Annotated in this window: 17 protein-coding genes and 1 pseudogene; 2 read left to right on the plus strand and 16 right to left on the minus strand. The window is 63.9% G+C overall.

The window, feature by feature from the left end:
• Positions 1 to 112: 112 nt before the first annotated feature.
• The 8 genes from B0G69_RS07840 to B0G69_RS07875 form a co-directional block, all read right to left on the minus strand.
• Positions 113 to 1,426: a CocE/NonD family hydrolase gene (locus tag B0G69_RS07840; RefSeq protein ID WP_121316371.1), complete on the minus strand. Its 1,314-nt coding sequence runs from the start codon at positions 1,424 to 1,426 to the stop codon at positions 113 to 115.
• Between the two features lie 618 nt (positions 1,427 to 2,044).
• The gene (locus tag B0G69_RS07845; RefSeq protein ID WP_121316372.1) at positions 2,045 to 2,494 is read right to left on the minus strand and encodes a YchJ family protein; all 450 of its coding nucleotides are present in this window, start codon (positions 2,492 to 2,494) and stop codon (positions 2,045 to 2,047) included.
• 7 nt (positions 2,495 to 2,501) lie between these two features.
• Positions 2,502 to 3,632, minus strand: coding sequence for an acyl-CoA dehydrogenase family protein (locus B0G69_RS07850; RefSeq protein ID WP_121316373.1), 1,131 nt, complete (start codon positions 3,630 to 3,632; stop codon positions 2,502 to 2,504).
• A 12-nt stretch (positions 3,633 to 3,644) separates the two neighbouring features.
• Positions 3,645 to 4,322, minus strand: a complete 678-nt coding sequence (locus B0G69_RS07855; RefSeq protein ID WP_121316374.1) for an SDR family oxidoreductase — start codon at positions 4,320 to 4,322, stop codon at positions 3,645 to 3,647.
• A gap of 58 nt (positions 4,323 to 4,380) precedes the next feature.
• Positions 4,381 to 5,601, minus strand: a complete 1,221-nt coding sequence (locus tag B0G69_RS07860) for an acetyl-CoA C-acetyltransferase (RefSeq protein WP_121316375.1) — start codon at positions 5,599 to 5,601, stop codon at positions 4,381 to 4,383.
• Complete coding sequence (gene can / locus B0G69_RS07865) at positions 5,594 to 6,370, minus strand: carbonate dehydratase (protein WP_121316376.1); 777 nt, start codon at positions 6,368 to 6,370, stop codon at positions 5,594 to 5,596. Before can ends, B0G69_RS07860 begins: the two co-directional genes overlap by 8 nt.
• Before the next feature lie 92 nt (positions 6,371 to 6,462).
• Positions 6,463 to 8,304, minus strand: coding sequence for a bifunctional isocitrate dehydrogenase kinase/phosphatase (gene aceK, locus B0G69_RS07870; RefSeq protein WP_121316377.1), 1,842 nt, complete (start codon positions 8,302 to 8,304; stop codon positions 6,463 to 6,465).
• Positions 8,305 to 8,573: 269 nt separating this feature from the next.
• The gene (locus B0G69_RS07875) at positions 8,574 to 8,978 is read right to left on the minus strand and encodes a MerR family DNA-binding transcriptional regulator (RefSeq protein ID WP_121319199.1); all 405 of its coding nucleotides are present in this window, start codon (positions 8,976 to 8,978) and stop codon (positions 8,574 to 8,576) included.
• 190 nt (positions 8,979 to 9,168) lie between these two features.
• Between B0G69_RS07875 and B0G69_RS07880 the strand changes: the two genes are divergently transcribed.
• Positions 9,169 to 10,242, plus strand: a complete 1,074-nt coding sequence (locus B0G69_RS07880) for an MBL fold metallo-hydrolase (protein WP_121316378.1) — start codon at positions 9,169 to 9,171, stop codon at positions 10,240 to 10,242.
• 86 nt (positions 10,243 to 10,328) lie between these two features.
• On the opposite strand, the gene B0G69_RS07885 is transcribed toward B0G69_RS07880, so the two are convergent.
• The 6 genes from B0G69_RS07885 to argS all read right to left on the minus strand — a co-directional run bounded on the left by B0G69_RS07885 (position 10,329) and on the right by argS (position 17,237).
• The gene (locus B0G69_RS07885; RefSeq protein WP_121316379.1) at positions 10,329 to 11,915 is read right to left on the minus strand and encodes an ABC transporter substrate-binding protein; all 1,587 of its coding nucleotides are present in this window, start codon (positions 11,913 to 11,915) and stop codon (positions 10,329 to 10,331) included.
• 230 nt (positions 11,916 to 12,145) lie between these two features.
• A complete protein-coding gene (locus B0G69_RS07890) occupies positions 12,146 to 12,964 on the minus strand; it encodes a helical backbone metal receptor (protein ID WP_121316380.1) in 819 nt (272 codons plus the stop codon).
• Between the two features lie 3 nt (positions 12,965 to 12,967).
• Positions 12,968 to 13,741, minus strand: coding sequence for an SDR family oxidoreductase (locus tag B0G69_RS07895; protein WP_121316381.1), 774 nt, complete (start codon positions 13,739 to 13,741; stop codon positions 12,968 to 12,970).
• A 15-nt stretch (positions 13,742 to 13,756) separates the two neighbouring features.
• Positions 13,757 to 14,395 carry a thiol:disulfide interchange protein DsbA/DsbL gene (locus tag B0G69_RS07900; RefSeq protein ID WP_121316382.1) on the minus strand — a complete coding sequence of 213 codons (639 nt, stop codon included), beginning with the start codon at positions 14,393 to 14,395 and terminating at the stop codon, positions 13,757 to 13,759.
• A gap of 159 nt (positions 14,396 to 14,554) precedes the next feature.
• Positions 14,555 to 15,373, minus strand: coding sequence for an SPOR domain-containing protein (locus B0G69_RS07905; RefSeq protein WP_121316383.1), 819 nt, complete (start codon positions 15,371 to 15,373; stop codon positions 14,555 to 14,557).
• A gap of 61 nt (positions 15,374 to 15,434) precedes the next feature.
• Entirely contained in the window at positions 15,435 to 17,237 is a 1,803-nt protein-coding gene (gene argS, locus B0G69_RS07910) for an arginine--tRNA ligase (RefSeq protein WP_121316384.1), read from the minus strand.
• A 457-nt stretch (positions 17,238 to 17,694) separates the two neighbouring features.
• On the opposite strand from argS, the gene B0G69_RS07915 reads away from it, so the two are divergent.
• Positions 17,695 to 18,021 (plus strand): DUF1840 domain-containing protein, encoded by a 327-nt coding sequence (locus B0G69_RS07915; protein ID WP_121316385.1) that lies wholly within the window; start codon positions 17,695 to 17,697, stop codon positions 18,019 to 18,021.
• A gap of 147 nt (positions 18,022 to 18,168) precedes the next feature.
• Here B0G69_RS07915 and B0G69_RS07920 read toward each other — a convergent pair whose 3' ends face one another.
• Together B0G69_RS07920 and metH are read right to left on the minus strand one after the other, a co-directional pair.
• Positions 18,169 to 18,378: an acid-shock protein gene (locus B0G69_RS07920; RefSeq protein WP_121316386.1), complete on the minus strand. Its 210-nt coding sequence runs from the start codon at positions 18,376 to 18,378 to the stop codon at positions 18,169 to 18,171.
• Positions 18,379 to 18,533: 155 nt separating this feature from the next.
• Positions 18,534 to 21,293 (minus strand): annotated as a pseudogene (metH, locus tag B0G69_RS07925) (methionine synthase); the annotation flags it as partial.
• Positions 21,294 to 21,326 lie beyond the last annotated feature (33 nt).

The raw sequence follows: 21,326 nt of genomic DNA on the forward strand, positions 1-21,326 counted from the left end.
AAGAAAGTAGGTGCCGCCCCGCACAGGGGCAACGCCAATAGACCGACGTGACATCAAGGAAAGGCCAACACCCGAATAGCACACCCAAAGCGCCGAGCAGGCAAAAAAAGCCTTAATTCCGACTAGCAATAGCCCGCCGCCCATCGGCATCGCGATCGCGATCACCAGAACCACGCCCACCATCAGCCGTCTGCGAAGACTGCTGCCCCCAAACCACAGCGTTATCCACCGCATACAACCGGCATGGATCCGAACTCTGCTTCTGGCAGTTGGCAACTGCCACCGACATCGGATCATCTCCGCCTTCAGCCCACGACCACGCGCCCGAATCCGATACGGCAAACGCGCGGCTAGGATACTGATGCAGGAAATTCCGATAGCCATTGCGCCCGCCTTCATCGACGAAGGGCACGGCATCCACCGCGTCGACGGCAGCGAAGCCGCTCGGCTTCGGCGCCGACGGATCGGCCACCCGATACTGCACGCCCGTGGGCATCCCTACGCGGGCAAGGAACGCCTCGACAGCCGGCCACCATACATGCACGCCATCGCGGTCGCCCACAAGCCGATGCGCGTCGTTCTTGTAGTGGCCGAAATCCACCATCTTCGCGCTCGCGCCGTGCGCGCTGTACGCGGCATACATGCCGGCCACCAGCGGCGCGTTCCAGACCGAATCGTTGTCGCCGTACATCCACAGCGACGGCACCGTAGTCTTCTCGCCATACGCGCCGAATGCGTGCGTCAGGTTGCTCTGCCAGTCGGTACAGGCGTCCTGCCGCAAGCCGCCCGAGAAATTGATCAGCGCCCGCACGCCCGGCGCCGCCTCGGTGCCGTAGGCCATGGTCGCGAGACCGCCGTGCGAGGTGCCGGCCACGACGATATGCGCCGCGTCCACATACGGCTGCTTCGACATATAGTTGATCGTTGCCGCGATGTCGCCAGCCTGGCCAATGCCATTGCGTTCGACATCGCAACCATCCTGCTGGTACACGCCGCCCGAATGGCCGAAGCCTTGCCGGTTCGGCGCGACCACGACGTAGCCGCGACGCACGAACTCGCGCGCGAGCGGCAGCGGGTTGCTGCGCTCCTGCGTATGCGGATCGCCGGGAATCTTGCCGTGGTTGAACACGATCATCGGGAACGGGCCGGCGCCGTCCGGTTTGTAGATCGTCGTTTCGAGCGTGATCGTGCCGGCGGCGTCCACCGGCACGCGGATAACCTGTTCGTTCAGACGCGCGGTGGGCAGGTAGATGTCGTCGTCGAGCGCGATGCGCGGCACGTGTGCGCGTGCCAGCGGTCCCGCCTGCGCGTCGGCGTGCGGGGCTGCGTACGCCTGGGCGAGCGGATCGGCGTGCGCGACTGCGACAGCGCACGTAGCCGCTGCACAGATCACCGCACACTTCGTCAGAACCTTGCTGAACACCATTAACGCACCTGCCTCGAAGACCTGCCCTGAACACCGTGATGTCCGCTTGCCGATTTAATTGCTGACGTTTTCCTTTCGTCCGCGTTTTCGACAAACAAAAACACACTCGCGTATGCAGTGCGCCAAGCGCACGCATGCCAATCGAGATCGCACGGGATGAACCCAAACGGCCGACGCGACCCCACGCGCCGATGATGAGCGCCACACCTGCTGCCCGGAGCCGCCGCCGCATCCACACTGTCTGGTAAGCGGCAGGGCTTCCTGCACATTTTGCGGAGCTGGTTCGGCCGACTCTCGCAATGTGACGTCATGAAGCTACGGCCTCATCCTGGCACGACAATTTTGTTTTGTGCAATCAAGGAGAACCCGCGCCGAAAAAAATTGCGGCTCGTGTTTTGAGCGAATGTCGGCGTCGCGCGGAGGCCTCGCTCGCCGCGTGGCTGCGTACCGGCTGGACGAAGACGGGATGGTTGCCGGATCAAGCGACAGGCGGCTCGGCATGCGGGCTGTGGTGCCGGGCCAACACGAAAAAAAGCCCTGCAATGAGGGCCTTATTGATCGCGGCGCAATGCGCGCCGCTGCGCCGTGAAAGATCGCGAAAGGTTCGCGTGCCGCGCACTACTCGCGGACGTCGCCATCGACATAGCGCCAGCGGCCGTCCTCGCCGCGCACGAAGCGGCTCAATTCGTGCAGCCGGTGCGCCCGGCCGCCCACCTTGTACCGCGCGACAAATTCTACGGTTGCGTGATCCGCGTCGGTTTCGGCGAAGGCCTTGATCTGCAGTCCGAGCCAACGCGGCGCGTCGGGCGCGGTGGGGTCCGCGTCGAGATCGGCGGGGCAGGTGTGCGGCGCCCAGGTGGCGCGCAGATAGTCGGTTGCGCCGACAACATACGCGCTATAACGCGAGCGCATCAGTTCGAGTGCGCGCGGCGCCGCTTCGCCGCCGTCGATATAGCGGCCACAGCATTGCGCGAAGCGGGGCGCTTTGACGGCGCTGCGCTGTCCGGGCGCGGTGCCGCCGCAGGGGCAGTCGGAAGGTCTTTGCATCGGCAACAATGGTTTATTTATTAAGCGTTCAATCGAGACCGCGTGCGATCAATATTTTCTGGATGTCGCTGGTGCCTTCGTAAATCTGGCACACGCGCACGTCGCGATAAATCCGCTCGACCGGGAAGTCGCTCAAATACCCATAGCCGCCATGAATCTGCAGGGCCGCCGAACAGATGCGCTCGGCGGCTTCGGAGGCGAACAGCTTGGCCATCGCGGCTTCGGTGAGACACGGCTGACCGGCGTCTTTCAACGACGCGGCGTGCCAGATCAATTGACGCGCGGCTTCGAGTTGCGTCGCCATGTCGGCGAGACGGAACTGCACGGCCTGGTGCGAAAAGAGCGGCGCGCCGAAGCTCTCGCGTTCCCTGGCATAGCTCAACGCGGCGTCGAACGCGGCGCGCGCCATGCCGACGCTTTGCGCCGCAATACCGATGCGCCCGCCTTCGAGCCCCGACAGCGCGATCCGGTAGCCTTCGCCTTCCGCACCGATCAGATTCGCGGCGGGCACGCGGCAGTCTTCGAACACGATCTGCGCGGTATCCGACGAATGCTGGCCGAGCTTCTCTTCGACGCGCGCGACGATGTAGCCCGTCGTGCTGGTCGGCACGATGAACGCGCTGATACCGCGCTTGCCTGCCGCCTTGTCGGTTACTGCCATCACGATCGCGACGTCGCCGTTCTTGCCGCTCGTGATGAACTGTTTGACGCCGTTCAGCACGTACGCGTCGCCGTCGCGGGTGGCGGTGGTGCGCAACGCGGACGCGTCGGAGCCGGCTTGCGGCTCGGTCAGGCAAAACGCGCCGAGCATCTCGCCGCGCGCGAGCGGTGTGAGCCAGTCGCGTTTCTGCGCGTCGTTGCCGTAGCTCAGCAGGATGCTGCACACCGGGCAGTTGTTCACGGAGATTGCTGTCGACGTGCCGCCGTCGCCCGCCGCGATCTCTTCGAGGACCAGCGCGAGCGCCAGCGCGTCCATGCCGGCACCGCCGTACGCTTCGGGCACCAGCACGCCGTAGGCGCCGAGCTCGGCGAGTTGGCGGTGCACGTCGCGCGGAAACGTGCGCTCGCGGTCCCACACGGCCGCATGCGGCGTGATCGCGTCGCGCACGAAGGTGCGCAGCGCGTCGCGGATCATCAGGTGATCCTGATCAAGCACCATGGCGCGGTCTCCTCACCAGTCGAGTTGCGTGCCGTCGTATTGATAGAAGCGGCCGTTGAACGCATTGCGGGCGCCCGCAGCCTGCGCGAGCACCTCACGCATGCCGGCGACGCTGCGCGCCGGGTCGATCGCGGCTTGCGCACCGCCCATGTCGGTGCGCACCCAGCCGGGATGCAACGACACGCAGGTCGCGCGCTTCGCCTCCAGCGACGCGAGCTTCAGCGCATCGTTCAGCGCCGCCTTGCTCGTGCGATACAGCCAGCCGCTCGTGCCGCTCGGCTCGGCGATGCTGCCCATCTTGCTGGAGATGACCGCGAACACACCGCCCGCGTCTTCGACGAGCGGCAGCACGATCGGCATCAATTGCATCGGACCGCGCACGTTGGTGTGCATCACGTGATCGAAGTCTTCGGCGGTGATCGTCTCGATGCCTTCGGTGCGCGGGCCGTACACGCCCGACACCAGAATCGCCGCATCGAGCCGTTCGCCGTCGAGCTTCCAGCCGAGCGCGGCGATGTCCTCGGGCGCGGTCACGTCCACCGCGAATGTTTGCGCGCCGAGTGCGTTCAGCGCATCGAGCGCGGCGCCGTCGCGCGCGGTAGCGAGCACGCGCCAGCCGCTATGCCGGTACTGCCGGACGAATTCCTGGCCGATGCCACGCGACGCACCGACGATCAACACTGTCTTCATCGAATACCTCAGTTTTCAGGACGCCGCCTCACAGGCGGCGATTGCCACGATCCACGCGTCAAACCAGTTCGACACCCATCGCCGTCGCCTCGCCGCCGCCGATGCACAGCGTCGCGACGCCGCGCTTCAGGCCGCGCCGCTTCAGCGCGCCGATCAGCGTGACGAGAATGCGCGCGCCGGACGCCCCGATCGGATGGCCGAGCGCGCAAGCGCCGCCGTTCACGTTGACCTTCTCGTGCGGCAAGTGGTGTTCCCTCATCGCGGCCATCGTCACGACGGCGAACGCTTCGTTCACCTCATAGAGATCGACTTCGTCGGCGCGCCAGCCATTCTTCTCGAACAGCTTGCGAATCGCACCGACCGGCGCGGTGGTGAACTTCGCCGGTTCCTGCGCGAACGTCGAGTGGCCGACCACGCGCGCGATCGGTTCGACGCCGAGACGCTTCGCTGTCGATTCGCGCATCATCACAAGCGCTGCGGCGCCATCGGAAATCGACGACGAATTCGCCGCCGTCACCGTGCCGGTTTTGCTGAACGCGGGCTTGAGCGTCGGAATCTTGTCGAGGTTGGCCTTGAACGGCTGCTCGTCGTGGTCGATCGTGACCTCGCCCTTGCGGCTCGCCACTTTCACCGGTGCGATCTCCCACGCAAACGAGCCGTCTTCGTTGGCGCGCTTTGCACGGTTGAGCGACTCGACCGCGAACGCGTCCTGCGCCTCGCGCGTGAAGTCGAACGACGCCGCGCATTCCTCGGCGAAGGTGCCCATCAGACGGCCTTTTTCGTACGCGTCTTCGAGACCGTCGTAGAACATGTGATCGATCACCTGGCCGTGACCCATGCGCATGCCGCCGCGCGCCTTCGGCAGCAGATACGGCGCGTTCGTCATGCTCTCCATGCCGCCCGCGACGATCACGTCGACCGAACCGGCGGCCAGCATGTCGTGCGCGAACATCGCCGCGCGCATGCCGGAGCCGCACATCTTGTTGACCGTGGTGCTGCCGGTGCTCAAAGGCAGGCCGGCGCCGAGCGCGGCTTGCCGCGCGGGCGCCTGGCCGAGGCCAGCGGGCAGCACGCAGCCCATCACCACTTCGTCGATCTGCTCGGGCTTGAGGCCCGCGCGCCGCACGGCGGCTTCGATCGCCGCCGAGCCGAGTTGCGGCGCGGTGAGCGATGCAAAGTCGCCCTGAAACGCCGCCATCGGCGTGCGCGCGGCGCTCACGATGACAACCGGATCGGCATTCGCTTGGGTTCGCTTTTCACTCATGTCTGTCTCACTCATGTTTTAGCTCCTTGATCACACCTTCGACGATGGCCGGCAGGTCGCCGAGCTGCGCCGCGTCCGCGGCAACCACGTCGTTGTCCGCGTTGCGCGGGCCGCTCGCCGACACGGCGGCCACACACTCCTTATAGGTTGCTTCGAGCGCGGCCGCGTCGCTGATCGTCATGCCGAGGTTACGGATCTTGCCGTCATGCACGCCATACGCCCAGCCGTGCACGGTCAGTTCCTGGCCGCGCGCCCACGCATCGTTGACGATGGTGGTGCGGCACACGTTCACCACCTGTTCGATCGTATTCAGTTCCACGAGCCGCCGATGCCGCGCTTCGCCGAGCGGCCATTCTTCGATCAGCGCGGCGTGCTTCGCGCGCACGTCCTGCACGTGCGCGAGCCAGTTGTCGGCGAGACCCACGCGGCGGCCGTGCAGCGCCGCGGCGACACCGGAGCAGCCGTAGTGGCCGACCACCATGATGTGCTTGACCTTCAGCAGATCGACGGCGAACTGGATCACCGACAGGCAGTTCAGATCGGTATGCACGACCACGTTGGCGATGTTTCTGTGCACGAACACTTCGCCCGGCGGCAAGCCGATGATCTGGTTCGCCGGCACGCGCGAGTCCGAGCAGCCGATCCACAAATACTCCGGCGCCTGCTGATGCGCGAGGCGCGAGAAGAATTCGGGGTCTTCGGACAGCTTGCGGGCCACCCACGCGTCGTTGTTGTCGAACAGATGCGAGAGCGGATGGAAGGAGCTTGAAGCGTTTGTGTTCATGGTGCGTCTTGGTGGTTTCTCGACCGCTTGACCGGTCGAAGTCGTTACATAAAGTTTGGACGATGCATTCAACGAGGCGGGCGGCGCAGGCTTCACGCCACGCGCACGCTGCGCTCGTCGGGTCGCGCGTGCGGTGTATCCGGTGAAGCGGATGCCGATGCATCGGCAAAGCGTTCCGGATAGCGGATGCAGAAGCGCTCGTGGCTGTCGTACGGAAAAAAGTCGGGCAGTTCGCCTTTCAATAGATGATCCTTGTGCCGTTGCCATAGCGCAGGATCGAAGAAGTCCGCGTGGTGCTGCATGAAGGAGCGGCGCACGCGTGGGTCGCCGAGCAGAAACGTGCCGTACGTCTCCGGGAAAATGTCGTGCGGGCCGACCGAGTACCACGGCTCGCCCGACATTTCGTCCTCCTCGTTACGCGGCGCCGGCACCGCGCGCACGTTGCAGTCGGTCAGGTATTCGATTTCGTCGTAGTCGTAGAACACGACGCGGCCATGACGCGTCACGCCGAAGTTCTTGTACAGCATGTCGCCGGGGAAGATGTTCGCCTGCATCAGTTCCTTCACCGCGTTGCCGTATTCCTTGATGCCGTGCTCGACGTCGTCGTCGTTGCCGTTTTGCAGGAACAGGTTCAGCGGCACCATGCGGCGCTCGATGTACATGTGGCGAATCACGAGGTTCTCGCCCTCGTATTCGAGCAGCGAGGGCACTTCCCTTTCGAGTTCGCGCACGAGCGCTTCATCGAGCCGCGCCACCGGCAACGCGACGCTCGAATATTCGAGCGTGTCGGCCATGCGGCCGAGGCGGTCGTGCCGTTTGACGAGCTGATACTTCGCCTGGATCTGCGCGCGCGTGGTGTCTTTCGGCGGTGGGAAGTTGTCCTTGATCAGCTTGAATACATACGGGAACGACGGCAGCGTGAACACCAGCATCACGAGCCCCTTGATGCCGGGCGCGATGATGAACGGATCGCTCGAATGCGACAGATGATGCAGCAGATCGCGATAGAACAGATTCTTGCCCTGCTTCTGCAATCCCACCGACGTATAGATTTCCGCCTTCGGTTTGCCCGGCATGATGGTGCCGAGAAATTCGACGTAAGCGGACGGCACTTCCATGTCGACGAGGAAATACGAATGCGAGAAGCTGAAGATGATCAGCAGTTGCTCGCGCCTGAGCAGCACGGTGTCGAGCGCAAGCACGCCCGGCTTCGCGTGACGCAGCGGCACGGCGAACGGCAGCAGCGCATCGCCGTTGATGATGCGTCCGACGATATACGCCGACTTGTTGCGGTAGAACAGCGACGAAAGTACATGAATCTGGAAGTTCGGCGCTTCGTCGAAAACGCCGAACGCGTCGTGGATCGTCTGCATCACGCAGCCGACGTCGCGCGTCAGGTCTTCGAACGGCGGGTCGAGCTGGAAGTTCGTGACGATGCGCTCGAGCGTCGCGGCGAGTCCGTCCTTGCCGGGGTAGTACGCGCGATAGGTCGGCTTCGCGGCCGGCTCGTCGTTCTCGATGTATTCGGTCGAGATGGCGGGGCGCACGAAAATGAAGTCGTTGTTGAAATACGAGCGGTGCAGGATCTTGCAGCACACCGAATTGAAAAACGTTTCCGCGCACTCGGGCTGGCGGTGCGTGGTCAACAGACCGATGTAGTGCAGCTTGATCTGCTGCCACACGTCGCCGTCGATGTTTTCCGCGTCGTACTCGTCTTCGAGCAGTTCGACGCATTCTTCGACGCGCTCGTCGTACGAGGTAATGCGCTCGCGCGCGAGCTTTTGCAGGCCGTGCCAGTCGCCGGTTTCGAAGAGCGTCTTCGCGTGGATCGCGGCGTCGCGGAAGATCCGGTAATGGCGGTCGAACCCTTCGAGCATCGTCTGGGCGACGTCAAAGCCGATTTGCGACGACAGCAGTTTGGGGAAGTGATTCATGTCGACCGTGCATTCGTCCCATGTCGTGAAGACACCCGTGATTGTATCGTCCGGGTGGGCCCGCGACGCATCGCGCCGCTCGGCTCGCGCCCTGCCGCCTGGTGGGCGTTGTCAGGCGTTCACCGACTTTCCGACTATCTTCGCTCAATGCGCCGGTTTGGCATCACTAGCCGGCGCAAATTCCGCTAAAAAATTTGCTTCGTGCTGCGCTTGACTGCGTTACGTTGCGTTTATCGGCTCGCGCCGTGTCGCGCCACGTCATGCCGCGTTCATGCGGGCTTGGCCTCGCGTGCGGCACCATCGAGCAACGCGCGCGCCTGGGCTTCGTATTGCGCGAGATCTTCGAGCGTGGCGTTCAGGTCTTCCAGTTGACGCTCCAAGACCTCGCGATGACGCGCCACCGTGGCAAGAAACGCGTGCAATTGCGGCACCGTGTCGGTCGGCGATTCGTACACGTCCAGCAGTTCGCGGATCTCCGAGAGCGTGAAACCGAGCCGCTTGCCGCGCAGCGTGAGCTTCAGACGCGTTCTGTCGCGGCCCGAATAGACGCGCCGCAAACCGCTCGACCCTTCGCGGCTCGGCGAGAGTAAACCCTGATCTTCGTAGAAGCGGATCGCGCGCGGCGTGACGTCGAATTCCCGCGCGAGCTCGGTGATCGTGTATTGCGTATTCATACGGGGCATCCCGTGGCCGGGCAGAAAATCGGATTGGACGATAGAATCGACGTTTACGTTATCGTCAACCTGAGCTGAACGCAACCATTGCTGCAACCACGGCGCGACACGGCAGGCGCGCGCCATAACCACGCCGACCCGCATCGCACACCCCGCCATGCCGGACGGCCGACGGAGGAAGACATCCCCAATGAATGCACTCGAACATCAACTCCAATACCCATTCAACGACAGCTTGCCGGAAGCCGGCCAGACGATGGAAGTCGCACCCGGCGTGTTCTGGTTGCGCATGCCGCTGCCTTTCGCGCTCGATCACATCAACCTGTGGCTGCTGCGTGACGAGATCGACGGCAAGCAGGGCTGGACAGTGGTGGATTGCGGCATCACGTCGGACACGATCAAGCAGAACTGGGAGAGCGTGTTCGACTCGTTGCTCGACGGCCTGCCGGTGTTGCGCGTGATCGTCACGCACTGCCATCCGGACCATATCGGCCTCGCGCACTGGGTGTGCAGCGGCGGTGACAGGAAGCGCTGGGACGCGCGGCTCTGGATGACCCTCGGCGAATACATGCAGGCTCGCGTGATGGCCGCCGGCGACGGTTCGAATGCAGGCGGCGAGGCGGCGGCGCGGCACTTCGCCCGCCACGGTCTGAACGATGAGGAATCGCTCGAGAAGCTGCGCAATCGCAAGAGCTACTACGCGAGCCTCGTGCCGGCGATTCCGGGGCAATACCGGCGTCTGCGCGAAGCCGATGGTGTGAAGATCGGCGGCAAGACCTGGCGGGTGGTGACGGGCTTCGGCCATTCGCCGGAACACTGTGCGTTGCATTGCGAAGAAACCGGCGTGCTGATTTCCGGCGACATGGTGTTGCCGCGCATTTCGACCAACGTGTCGGTGTTCGATATCGAACCGGAAGGCTCGCCGCTCGCGCTGTATCTGGAGTCGCTCGGCCGCTACGAGACCATGCCTGAAGAGACGCTGGTGCTGCCGTCGCATGGCAAGCCGTTTCGCGGCGTGCGCACGCGCGTCCGGCAACTGCGCGAGCACCATGATGCGCGACTGGCCGAAGTGCGCGAAGCATGTGCGCAGAAGCCGCAGAGCGCGGCCGACATCGTGCCGCTGATGTTCAAGCGCCAGCTCGACATCCATCAGATGACGTTCGCGCTGGGTGAGGCGCTCGCGCATTTGCATCTGCTGTGGCTCGCAGGCGAGTTGAAGCGCACCCAGGACGCGGACGGCGTGATCCGTTTTTCGGCGCCGTGAGTGAAGAGATCGCCTTGATGCGTCGATAAAAAAAGCCCGGTCATGCAAACCGGGCTTTTTTCTGTGTACCTTCAGGCAAGCGCGAATTACTGCACCGCGACCGTCCCAAAGTTGACCCGGCCAAACGGGCTGACGTGATAACCGCTGACGTTCGTGCGCGTGATCGCCGAGGCGGTCGGATAGCCGAGCGGAATCCAAAGCGCCTGGTCGTGGATGATCTGCTGCGCCTGTTCATACGCCTTGGTGCGCTTGGCCTGATCCGGTGTGGCCTTGCCGTCGGTGATCAGCTTGTCGAGATCCTGATCGCAGAAGCGCGCGAAGTTGATCCCCGACTTCACCGCGTTGCAACTGAAGAGCGGCGTCAGATAGTTGTCCGGATCGCCGTTGTCGCCGGCCCAGCCCATGAACAGCAAATCATGCTGGCCTTGCTTGGCCTGCTTGATCAGCTCGCCCCATTCGATCACCTTCACGTCCGCTTTCACGCCGATCTTCGCGAAGTCGGCCTGCAGCAATTCTGCGCCGGCCTTCGGATTGGGGTTCAGCACGCTGCCGTTCGGCCGCACCCAGATGGTCGTTTCGAAGCCGTTCGGATAGCCCGCATCGGCGAGCAGCTTCTTCGCTTTCACCGGATCGTACGGCCAGCCCTTGATCGACTTGTTATAGCTCCACGTATTCGGCGGATACGGGTTCGTGGCCGGCGTCGCGGTGTTGTCGAACACGGTCTTCAGGTAGGTGCTGCGATCGAACGCCATGTTCAGCGCGGCGCGCACCTTCTGGTTATCGAGCGGCTTCTTCTGCGTGTTCAACGCGACGAACGCGGTCATGAACGCGGGCGTTTGAACGATTGCGAGCGACTTGTCCTGTTTCGCGTCGGCGAGATCCTGCGGCTTCGGCGACAACGCGATCTGGCATTCATCTGCTTTCACTTTCTGCGCGCGTACGGTGGCGTCCGGCGTGATCGCGTAGATCAGGCGGTCGATCTTCGGCTTCGGCCCCCAGAAGGTCGGGTTCACGTCGTAGCGGATCACCGCGTCTTTCGTGTAGCTCTTGAGCAGGAACGGGCCGGTGCCGATCGGCTTCGCGTTCAGATCGGTCTGCTTGCCCGCCTTGAGCAACTGGTCGGCGTATTCGGCCGAATAGATCGATGCGAAACCCATCGTCAGGATCGGCACGAAGGTCGCGTCCGGTATGGTCAGTTCGAACTTGACGGTGTTCTCGTCGACCTTGCTGATCGACTTGATCAGCTTCGGCAAGCCCATCGACTGCGCATGCGGAAAGCCGCTCGCGCCCGCCACCTTGTGCCACGGATTGCTGTCGTTGAGCATGCGGTCGAACGTGAAGACGACGTCGTCGGCGTTCAGCGCGCGGGTGGGCTTGAAGTAGTCGGTGGTCTGGAACTGCACGTTGGGGCGCAGATGGAACGTGTAGGTGAGGCCGTCGGCGCTCACGTCCCACTTCTCGGCCAGCGCCGGCACGACCTTCTTCGCGGCCTCGTCGTACGAGACCAGCGAGTTGAAGATCACGTCGGCCGACGCATTGGTCGTGACGAGCGAATTGAACTGCACCACGTCGAAGCCGTCCGGGCTCGATTCGGTACAGACGGTCAGCGGTTTGGCGAGCACGAGCGCGGGCGCCGTGAACAGTAGGGCGGCTGCGAGCAGTTTGAAGCGCATAGGTTCTCCCATAACAAGCGCAGTCAGTCGGTGCGTCTGGTTGTGTGTTATTCCGGTGACGAGGGACGGGCGTCGACGCCGCCCTGATTGTGATACGTTTGCGGCGCTCGCGCATGGGGCGGGTGATCCTGGCTCATGCGCGCCGCGCGCCTTCGCGAAAGCTTATCGAAGGGAGATGATGGCGACAACAACATAATCCGCATATTCATATGGAGAGCGGGCGTCCGCGCTCATGGCGTTGACGCAAGCCGCTGCAGATAAGCGATGCCTTCGATCGCGCGCACGCCGTACCACGACACCATTTCGCCATCGATCAACTCGATGCGCTTGCCCGCCAGCCGCGGATCACGCGCGAGCGCGTCGCGGTGCGTCTGCGTGAAGCGATACGGCTCGCTGGACAGCAGGATGCGGTCGACATCGGCGAGCCACGGCGTGTCGTCGAAGTCGAGCATCGGATAACGCGCGGCGCCCGCCGCTCCGCCTCGCACATCGGGTAGCGTGCGCCAGTTCACGAGTTGCAGCATCGAGGCGATGTATGTGTCGCGCGCCACGCTCATCCACGGCTCGCGCCAGATCAGATACAGCACGTTTTGCGCGGCGAAAGCTTGCGCTGCGGCTTCGCGCAGCCGGTCTTCGAGTCTTTCGCAGAGCCTTTGAGCTTCGTGCCTACGGTCGAAGATCGCGCCCAGCAGCGCGTAAAGCGAGAGATTGTCCTGCGGTGTCTGCGGATGAGTGACGACGATATGCGGCACGAACGCGCGCAATTGCTCGATGGTGTCGCGCTCGTTTTCGTCGATATTGACGATCAGATGGGTAGGGCGCAGCGCGCGAATCGCGTCCAGCTTGACGGCCTTGGTGCCGCCGACCTTGCGGACCTCGCGCACCTTGTCGTGCGGATGCACGCAAAAGCCAGTACGTCCGACGATCTGCCGGTCGAGCCCGAGCGCAAAAAGCGTTTCGGTGATGCTCGGCACCAGCGAGACGATGCGCGCGTCGGCGCCCGCTGTTTCGTGCGTGACGCCGGCTGCATCGACCGCACGCGGTTGCATGATTTATTCGGCGAGGACGCGCGGCTTGCGCGGCGCGCGTTCAAACGCGCGGTCGTAGAGCCAACGCGGCAGCACGTGCAGCACCATCGCGACGATGCGCATCTGCCACGGAAACACTGCGAACGCCGTCTGCCGCTCGACCGCATCTGCGACCTTTGCGGCGAAACGGTCGGCGTCCATCAGGAACGGCATCGTGTACGGGTTGTGCTCGGTCATCGGCGTGCGGATATAGCCGGGCGCGATGGTGACGACGCCGACACCGTGCGGGCGCATCTCGACGCGCAGCGCTTCGAGATACTTGAGCGCCGCCGACTTCGATGCGCTATAGGCGCCCGAGCCCGGCAAGCCGCGCACACTCGCGACGCTGGCGATGCCGACCAGCGTGCCGCGCTTCGCGGCGACCATCGCGGCGGAGAACGGCTCGAAGGTGGCGACCATGCCGAAGTAGTTGACGTCCATCACTTCGCGGAAGGTGCGCAGATCGCCCTGCCCGGTGACCGCGCCGCGGCTGATGCCGGCGTTGGCGATCACGATATCCGGCAAGCCGTGTTGCGCAATGAACTGCGTGGCCGCGTCGGCGAGCGCTTCGGCGTCGCGAACGTCGACGGAATAAATGGAGACGGTGTTGTGCGGATGGGACTGCTGGAACGCGGCGAGCGCGTCGCCGCGGCGGGCAACCAGGCCGAGAATCGCGCCACGCCGCGCATAGTCGGCGGCGAGCGCGAGGCCGATGCCACTCGAAGCGCCGGTAATGAAAACCTTCAGCGGTGAACTCATTCCGGCGCCTCGTCGTTACATCTTTTTGGCGCGGACTTGCTGCACCAGGTAGTCGAGCACCTGGATCGTGCCCGGCAGGCTGTCGGTCGCGGCCGGGCCGGTTTCATACTTGCCTTGCACGGCCAGCGTCGGCACGCCGTCGATCTTGTACGTGTCGAGCATCTTCTTGTCTTTCTGCAGCGCGCTTTGCGTCGAGAACGAGTTGTACGCTTCCATGTACTTCTTCGGATCGACGCCGAGCTTCGCGAGGAATTTGCTCTGGTCTTCCGGCGTCAGCAGGTAGTTCTTGTTGACGTGGATTTCGTTGAAGATCTTCGGCGTGAGTTCGTTCACGACGCCGAGTGCGTCGAGCGCATGGAACATCTTCGAGTGGGGAATGAAGTCGTCGCGGAAGGCGACCGGCACGCGCTTGAACACGACGTCCGGACCCTGCTTCTTCACCCATGCTTCGAGGTACGGGTTGAATTCATTGCAGTGCGGGCAGCCGTACCAGAAGAACTCGATGACTTCGATCTTGCCGGCCGGCACGTCGGTAGGCTGCGGCGAAGCCAGCACGGTGTAGTCCTTGCCCGACACCGGCGCGGCCGGCGACGCCTGTGCCGAGGCGGCAATCAGACCCAGCGAAAGAAACAGAATGCTCAGCAGTTTTTTCATGTTGTGTTGACTCGAGTAGGCGGAGAAACGGTGGCGCCACGCAAATGCCCGTCACCGTTTTCAGATTCGGCAATGGACGTCGCAACTGTCCGACGAGTTGTGACACGCACCGCACACCGATAGTTTCGGTGGCCGTGCGTGCCGACGTTTACCGTTTGTTTATTGTTTGGTGAAGCGGATCACGGCGGTATCCACGCCCGCGTCCGACAGACGCTGACGGCTCGAATTCATGTCTTCGAACTTCGAGAACGGTCCGATGCGCACGCGATAGTACGTCACGCCGCCTGCATCCCGCTGGGTCACCTTCGACTCGAAGCCCTGGAACGCCAGACGCGCGCGCTGCTGTTCGGCATCGGCTGCGGTCTTGTACGCGCCCACTTGCAGGAAGTAGCCGGTGTTCGCATCGCCCGGCGCTGGCGCCGCGCTCGCGCCCGGCTTGGCGGCGTTAGCGGTAGCCGGAGCCGAGGTGCTCTTCGGCGCGGAGCCCGCTGCGGTGGCGGCCGGCGCGCTGGAGGCTTGCGGCTTTTTCGCCGGAGCCGGCACGGCGGCCGTGCCGGTGCCGTTATCCTGCGAAGGCTTCGGCGCGACCGCCGTACCGTTTGCACTGCCTGCCGACGGCGGCACTTCGACGATCTGCGGTTCTTCGAGCATGCCCGACTGGGTCTGCGAATTGGTCTGGCCCGGTGCGGTATTGGGCGGCGCGGGTTGTGCGGCCTGCGGCACCGGCTGGCCCGGCGTCTTGCCTTGCAGCGGACGGTTCGGGTCGTATTGCGCCTGGCTCGCGCCGGTGTCCGACGCTGCGGGCGGCGCCACCTTCGACACGAACGGCGTAGGCGCACGGGTGATATACAGCGCCACCACTACCGCGATCGCAAGGCCGACGATCAGGCCCAGCACGATGCCGAGAAAAGTCCCCCCGGTTTGTTTCGATTGCTTTGTTGTGCGGCGTGGTTTTGCCATCGTACGAATTACCTGCAAAAAGAATCCTGGAACGGCCGTCGATTATAACGACGGCCGCGTGCATGTTGCGTCGGAGGACTTACATCTTGACGGGAGCGGAGACGCCGATCGTCGCGAGACCGTTGGCCAGCACTTGACGCGTGGCCGCGAGCAGCGCGACGCGGGCATTGCGCTCGGCCGCATCGTCGACCAGCACGCGCTCGGCTCTGTCATTGTAGAACGAGTGGAATTCCCCGGCGAGGTCGCGCAGGTAGAACGCGACCGCGTGCGGCGCGAGTTCGTCGGCCGCGTGTTGCAGCATGTCCGGGAATTCGGCGAGCTTGTTCAGAAGGGCCATTGCACGTTCGCTCGTGAGCGGCGCGACGTCCACGCTCGCGAGCGTGCTTTCGTCCGTGCTTTTGTCCGAGCCATAGCGCGCCTTGCATTCGGCGATCACCGAGCAGATCCGGGCGTGCGCGTATTGCACGTAATGCACGGGATTTTCGTCGTTCTGCTTCAGCGCGAGGTCGATGTCGAACACGAATTCGGTGTCCGCCTTGCGCGAGATCAGGAAGAAGCGCACCGCGTCGCGGCCGCGCCGAATCGTTTCCTCGTCGATCAGGTCGACGGCCGCTTCCGAGCCCGGCGTCGCGCCGCCCGACCATTCGATCAGGTCGCGCACTGTCACGTAGCTGCCGGCGCGCTTGGAGATTTTCACCTCTTCGCCATTGCGCATCACCGTGACCATCTTGTGCAGGATGTAGTCGGGATAGCCCTTCGGAATACCGACACCGAGACCCTGCAGGCCGGCGCGCACCCGCGCGATCGTGCCGTGGTGGTCCGAGCCCTGAATATTGATCACTTTGGTGAAGCCGCGCTCCCACTTCGCGACGTGATAGGCGACGTCGGGCACGAAGTAGGTGTAGGTGCCGTCGGTCTTGCGCATCACGCGGTCTTTGTCGTCGCCGTCGTCGGTGGTGCGCAGCCACAGCGCGCCTTCCTGCTCGTAGGTCTTGCCGGCGGCGATCAGCGCCTCGACGGTTTTCTCGACCCGGCCTTCCGTGTACAGCGACGACTCCAGGTAGTACTGGTCGAACTTCACGCCGAATGCCTGCAGGTCCATGTCCTGTTCGCGGCGCAGGTACGCGACCGCGAAGCGGCGGATCGCTTCGAGATTCTCGATGTCGCCCGCGCCGGTGACCGGCTCGCCGTCGCTCGCGGCCACCGTCACACCGTTCAGATAGTCTTTCGCGATATCGGCGATGTACTCGCCGTTGTAGGCCGAAGCCGGCCAGCCTTCGTCGCCGGGGGCGAGGCCGCGCGCGCGTGCCTGAGTGGACAGTGCGAGCGTGTGGATCTGCACGCCGGCGTCGTTGTAATAGAACTCGCGGTGCACGTCCCAGCCTTGCGAGGCCAGCACGTTCGACAGCGCGTCGCCGAGCGCGGCCTGGCGGCCATGGCCGACGTGCAGCGGACCGGTCGGGTTGGCCGAGACGAATTCGATCAGCACATGCTTGCCGGCGTCGCGCTGCGAGCGCCCGAATGCGCCTTTTTCCGCGAGCACGGCGGCAATCACCGCCTGCTTGGCCGTGGCCGTGAGGCGCAGGTTGATGAAGCCGGGGCCCGCCACCTCGGCGGCTTCGACGAGACCCTGGGCGTGCGGCTGCGCGAGCAGCGCGTCGACGATCTGCTGCGCCAACTGGCGCGGATTGGCGCGCAGTGGCTTGGCGAGTTGCATCGCCACATTGCACGCGACGTCGCCGTGCGCGGCGACCTTCGGGCGTTCGAGCGTGATGGTGGGCGACACGAAAGCGGCTTCGCTCGCGCCTTGCGTGGCGAGCGCGACCTGCTTCACGGTGTCGGCGAGCAGGGTTTCGAGGGTATGTTTATGTGCGGGCAGCATGCTTGTTGCGAGTCCAGTGAGGCAATCCGGTGATGCGGAAGGGGCGCCGGCCGCGCGGCTGGCGCGGCCGATTCGTTAGAAGCGAGGAAAGCGGCGAGGCACCCCGTGCGGCTTTTCGAAGGCGCCGGAGTACATCCGATGCGCCATCGGGCACGTTGTCTGCAACGCGGTAAGCGGTGCACGGCAACTTGCAGCGGTGTCGACTGCCACGGCATACGGGGTTGCGGCCAACCGGCCCGGCCACGCTGCCCGCGCTTCGCCTCGCGCGGCGCAGGGCGGCGCGCTTTTCCGTCCAGACGGATTTTAGCAGGTGCTAATATGTTCAATGAGATGCCCAGCAAGGGCCGTGGCCGCCGCGCCTGACCGGCGAGTTGTCGTGACAGGCGCGTCATGCGCGCCGGCAGCCGCCTTCGGGCCGCTCGCGCGTCGATCCGACATAACGAAAAAGGGAACAGTCATGCTGATTACTTTCAAATGCCGCGCCTGCCCAGACGTGATGATGCTGGAGAATCTGGCTCAGTATCTGGTCGGCATTGTCGGCAAACGCCTTGGGGAGCGGGGCGTCATCATTCACGACGAACTGGGCCCGGCCATCGAGAAGCTCGAAGCCGCCATCACCTTCGACAAGCAGGAACGCGCCGAGCACGACGGCCATTTCCACGAAGGCGAAGATGGTCATGAGCATCACGAGATTCCGCCGGGGCTCGCGCAGCGCGCGTATCCGTTCCTCGACATGCTGCGCGCGGCGCAGAAGGCAAACGCGGACATCGTCTGGGGGCTCTGATCCCCCGCATGCCGCGCGAGAGCGTGCGCAGCAGAGGCAATGGCTGACCACGCGAGGCCTGAGGCCTGACGCCTGACGCACCAATGAAAAGAGCCCGCTCCACGCGGGCTCTTCGTTTTTGGAACGGGCCGAGGCCGGCCGAGCCGCTTACTGGCTGGCGGCCTCTGCCGGGGCGGCAGCGGGAGCCGACGCACCTTTCTTCGTCTTCTGCTTCTTCGGTTTCTTGACGTGCTTCGCGACCGGCGGCGAATACGAGCTGACCGCGCTGGAGCCGCCGGGGGCGGCGGGCTGGGCCAGTGCCGCCGAAGCGCCCACGGCAAGCGAAACAGCAGTCAAGAACAGCGCCAGCTTTTTCATACGATTTTCTCCGTTGACGATTGCAATTAAATAAGCCGACGCGTTTTGGCCGCGCCTGGCGGGATGAAACCGACCCAGTCTACAAAGCCGAAAATTACGCTGCCGCAAATATTCAGTCTTTCAGACCCGATATGGTGGGTTTCCCGCCACAAGGCTTATAGCAATGGCGCCAACGCCCGCTCGGCGTCCTTTTTCGACAGCGACATGCGCTGCGCGTAGTCTTCGAGCTGATCCTGGCCAATCTTGCCGACCGAGAAATACGTGCTGTCGGGGTGCGCCAGATAGAAGCCCGACACGCTGGCCGCCGGCAGCATCGCGAGAGATTCGGTCACGCTCATGCCGATTTCGGTGGCTTGCAGCACGTCGAACATGTCGCGCTTCACGAGGTGATCCGGGCAGGCCGGGTAGCCCGGCGCCGGACGGACGCCGCGATATTTTTCGGCGATCAACTCGTCGTTCGACAGGCTTTCGGTGTTCGCGTAGCCCCACAGGTCGCGCCGCACGCGTGCATGCAACGCTTCGGCGAACGCTTCGGCGAAGCGGTCGGCGAGCGCCTTCAGCATGATCGCGCTGTAGTCGTCGTGATCCTTTTCGAACTGCTTTTCCTTCACGTCGACGCCCAGACCCGCCGTCACCGCGAACATGCCGATGTAGTCGGCCACGCCCGAGTCTTTCGGCGCGATGAAGTCGGCGAGCGACCGGTTCGGCCGCATCACGCCGTCCACCACCGGCCGCACGCTTTGCTGGCGCAGGTTGCGCCACGTGAGCGCGACTTCCGAGCGCGATTCGTCCGTGTAAATTTCGATGTCGTCGTCGTTGACCGTGTTGGCCGGCAGCAGCGCGATCACGCCGTTGGCCTGCAGCCAGCGGCCCTGGATCAGACGCGCGAGCATCGACTTGCCGTCCGAGAACACGCGCCGCGCCGATTCGCCGACGATCTCGTCGTTCAGGATCGCCGGATACGGGCCGGCCAGGTCCCAGGTCTGGAAGAACGGGCCCCAGTCGATGTAATTCGCGAGTTCGTTCAGATCGAAGTTCCTGAACACGCGGCGGCCGATGAACTTCGGCTTGACCGGCTGATAGTTCGCCCAGTCGACCTTGGTCTTGTTTGCGCGCGCTTCGGCGAGCGTCACCATCGGCTGCGCTTTCTTGTTGGCGTGCTGGTCGCGGATGCGGTCGTAGTCGGCTTTGAGTTCGTCGACGTATTTCGCCGCGCCTTCGTCGGACAGGAGGCTCGATGCCACCGACACCGAACGCGACGCGTCGGGCACATACACTACCGGGCCCTCGTAATGCGGCGCGATCTTCACCGCGGTGTGCACGCGCGAGGTGGTCGCGCCGCCGATCAGCAGTGGAATCTTCTTCACGCGGAAGTAGTCGTCGCGCTGCATTTCCGATGCGACGTAGGCCATCTCTTCGAGGCTCGGCGTGATCAGCCCCGAGAGGCCGATGATGTCCGCGCCTTCGACCTTCGCCTTCGCGAGAATGTCGTTGCACGAGACCATCACGCCCATGTTGACCACTTCGAAGTTATTGCACTGAAGGACCACGGAGACAATGTTCTTGCCGATGTCGTGCACGTCGCCCTTCACGGTGGCGATGACGATCTTGCCCTTCGCGCGCACGTCGCCGCCGGCGGCGGCCAGCTGTTTCTTTTCTTCTTCGATGAACGGGATCAGATGCGCGACCGCCTGCTTCATCACGCGCGCCGATTTGACGACCTGCGGCAGGAACATCTTGCCCTGACCGAACAGGTCGCCGACGATGTTCATGCCGTCCATCAGCGGGCCTTCGATCACGTTGATCGGGCGGCCGCCTTCTGCCGCGATCTTCGCGCGCACTTCCTCGGTATCTTCGACGATGAAATTGGTGATGCCCGACACGAGCGCGTGCGCCAGACGTTTTTCGACCGGCTGGTTGCGCCACTCGAGATTCTCTTCCTTCTTCGCGGCGCCGGTCTTGAACTTGTCGGCGATTTCGAGCAGCCGGTCGGTGCCGTCTTCACGGCGGTTCAGCACTACGTCTTCCACGCGTTCGCGCAACTCCGGGTCGAGGTCGGCATACACGCCGAGCTGGCCCGCGTTGACGATGCCCATGTCCATGCCCGCCTGGATCGCGTGGTAGAGGAACACGGTGTGGATCGCTTCGCGCACCGGGTCGTTGCCGCGGAACGAGAACGACACGTTCGACACGCCGCCGCTCACCTTCGCGTACGGCAGGTTCTGCTTGATCCAGCGCGTCGCTTCGATGAAGTCGACCGCGTAGTTGTTGTGCTCTTCGATACCGGTGGCGACCGCGAAGATGTTCGGATCGAAGATGATGTCTTCCGGCGGGAAGCCCACTTCGTTCACGAGGAAGTCATACGAGCGTTTGCAGATCTGCGTCTTGCGCTCGAAAGTGTCGGCCTGGCCCTGTTCGTCGAAGGCCATCACGACGGCGGCCGCGCCGTAGCGGCGAATCAGGTTCGCGTGATGGCGGAACGCCTCTTCGCCTTCCTTCAGCGAGATCGAGTTGACGATCGCCTTGCCTTGCACGCACTTCAGGCCCGCTTCGATCACTTCCCACTTCGACGAGTCGATCATGATCGGCACGCGCGCGATGTCCGGCTCCGACGCGATCAGATTCATGAAGCGCACCATCGCCGCTTTCGAATCGAGCATCGCTTCGTCCATGTTGACGTCGATGACCTGCGCGCCGTTTTCGACCTGCTGGCGCGCGACGGCAATCGCCTCGTCGAACTGGTCGTTCAGGATCATTCGCGCGAACGCTTTCGAGCCAGTCACGTTGGTGCGTTCACCGACGTTGATGAAAAGCGTCCCGGACGTGACGTTGAACGGCTCGAGGCCGGCAAGGCGCATGGTGTGATCGGTCATGGCGTATGTGCGAGTCGATTGCTTGCGTTGAGGTGCGGCTACGGTGCGGCTATGTCGATACTGCGGGAGTGGCGG

This window comes from Paraburkholderia sp. RAU2J (genome assembly GCF_003634845.1).
Lineage (GTDB): Bacteria > Pseudomonadota > Gammaproteobacteria > Burkholderiales > Burkholderiaceae > Paraburkholderia > Paraburkholderia fynbosensis.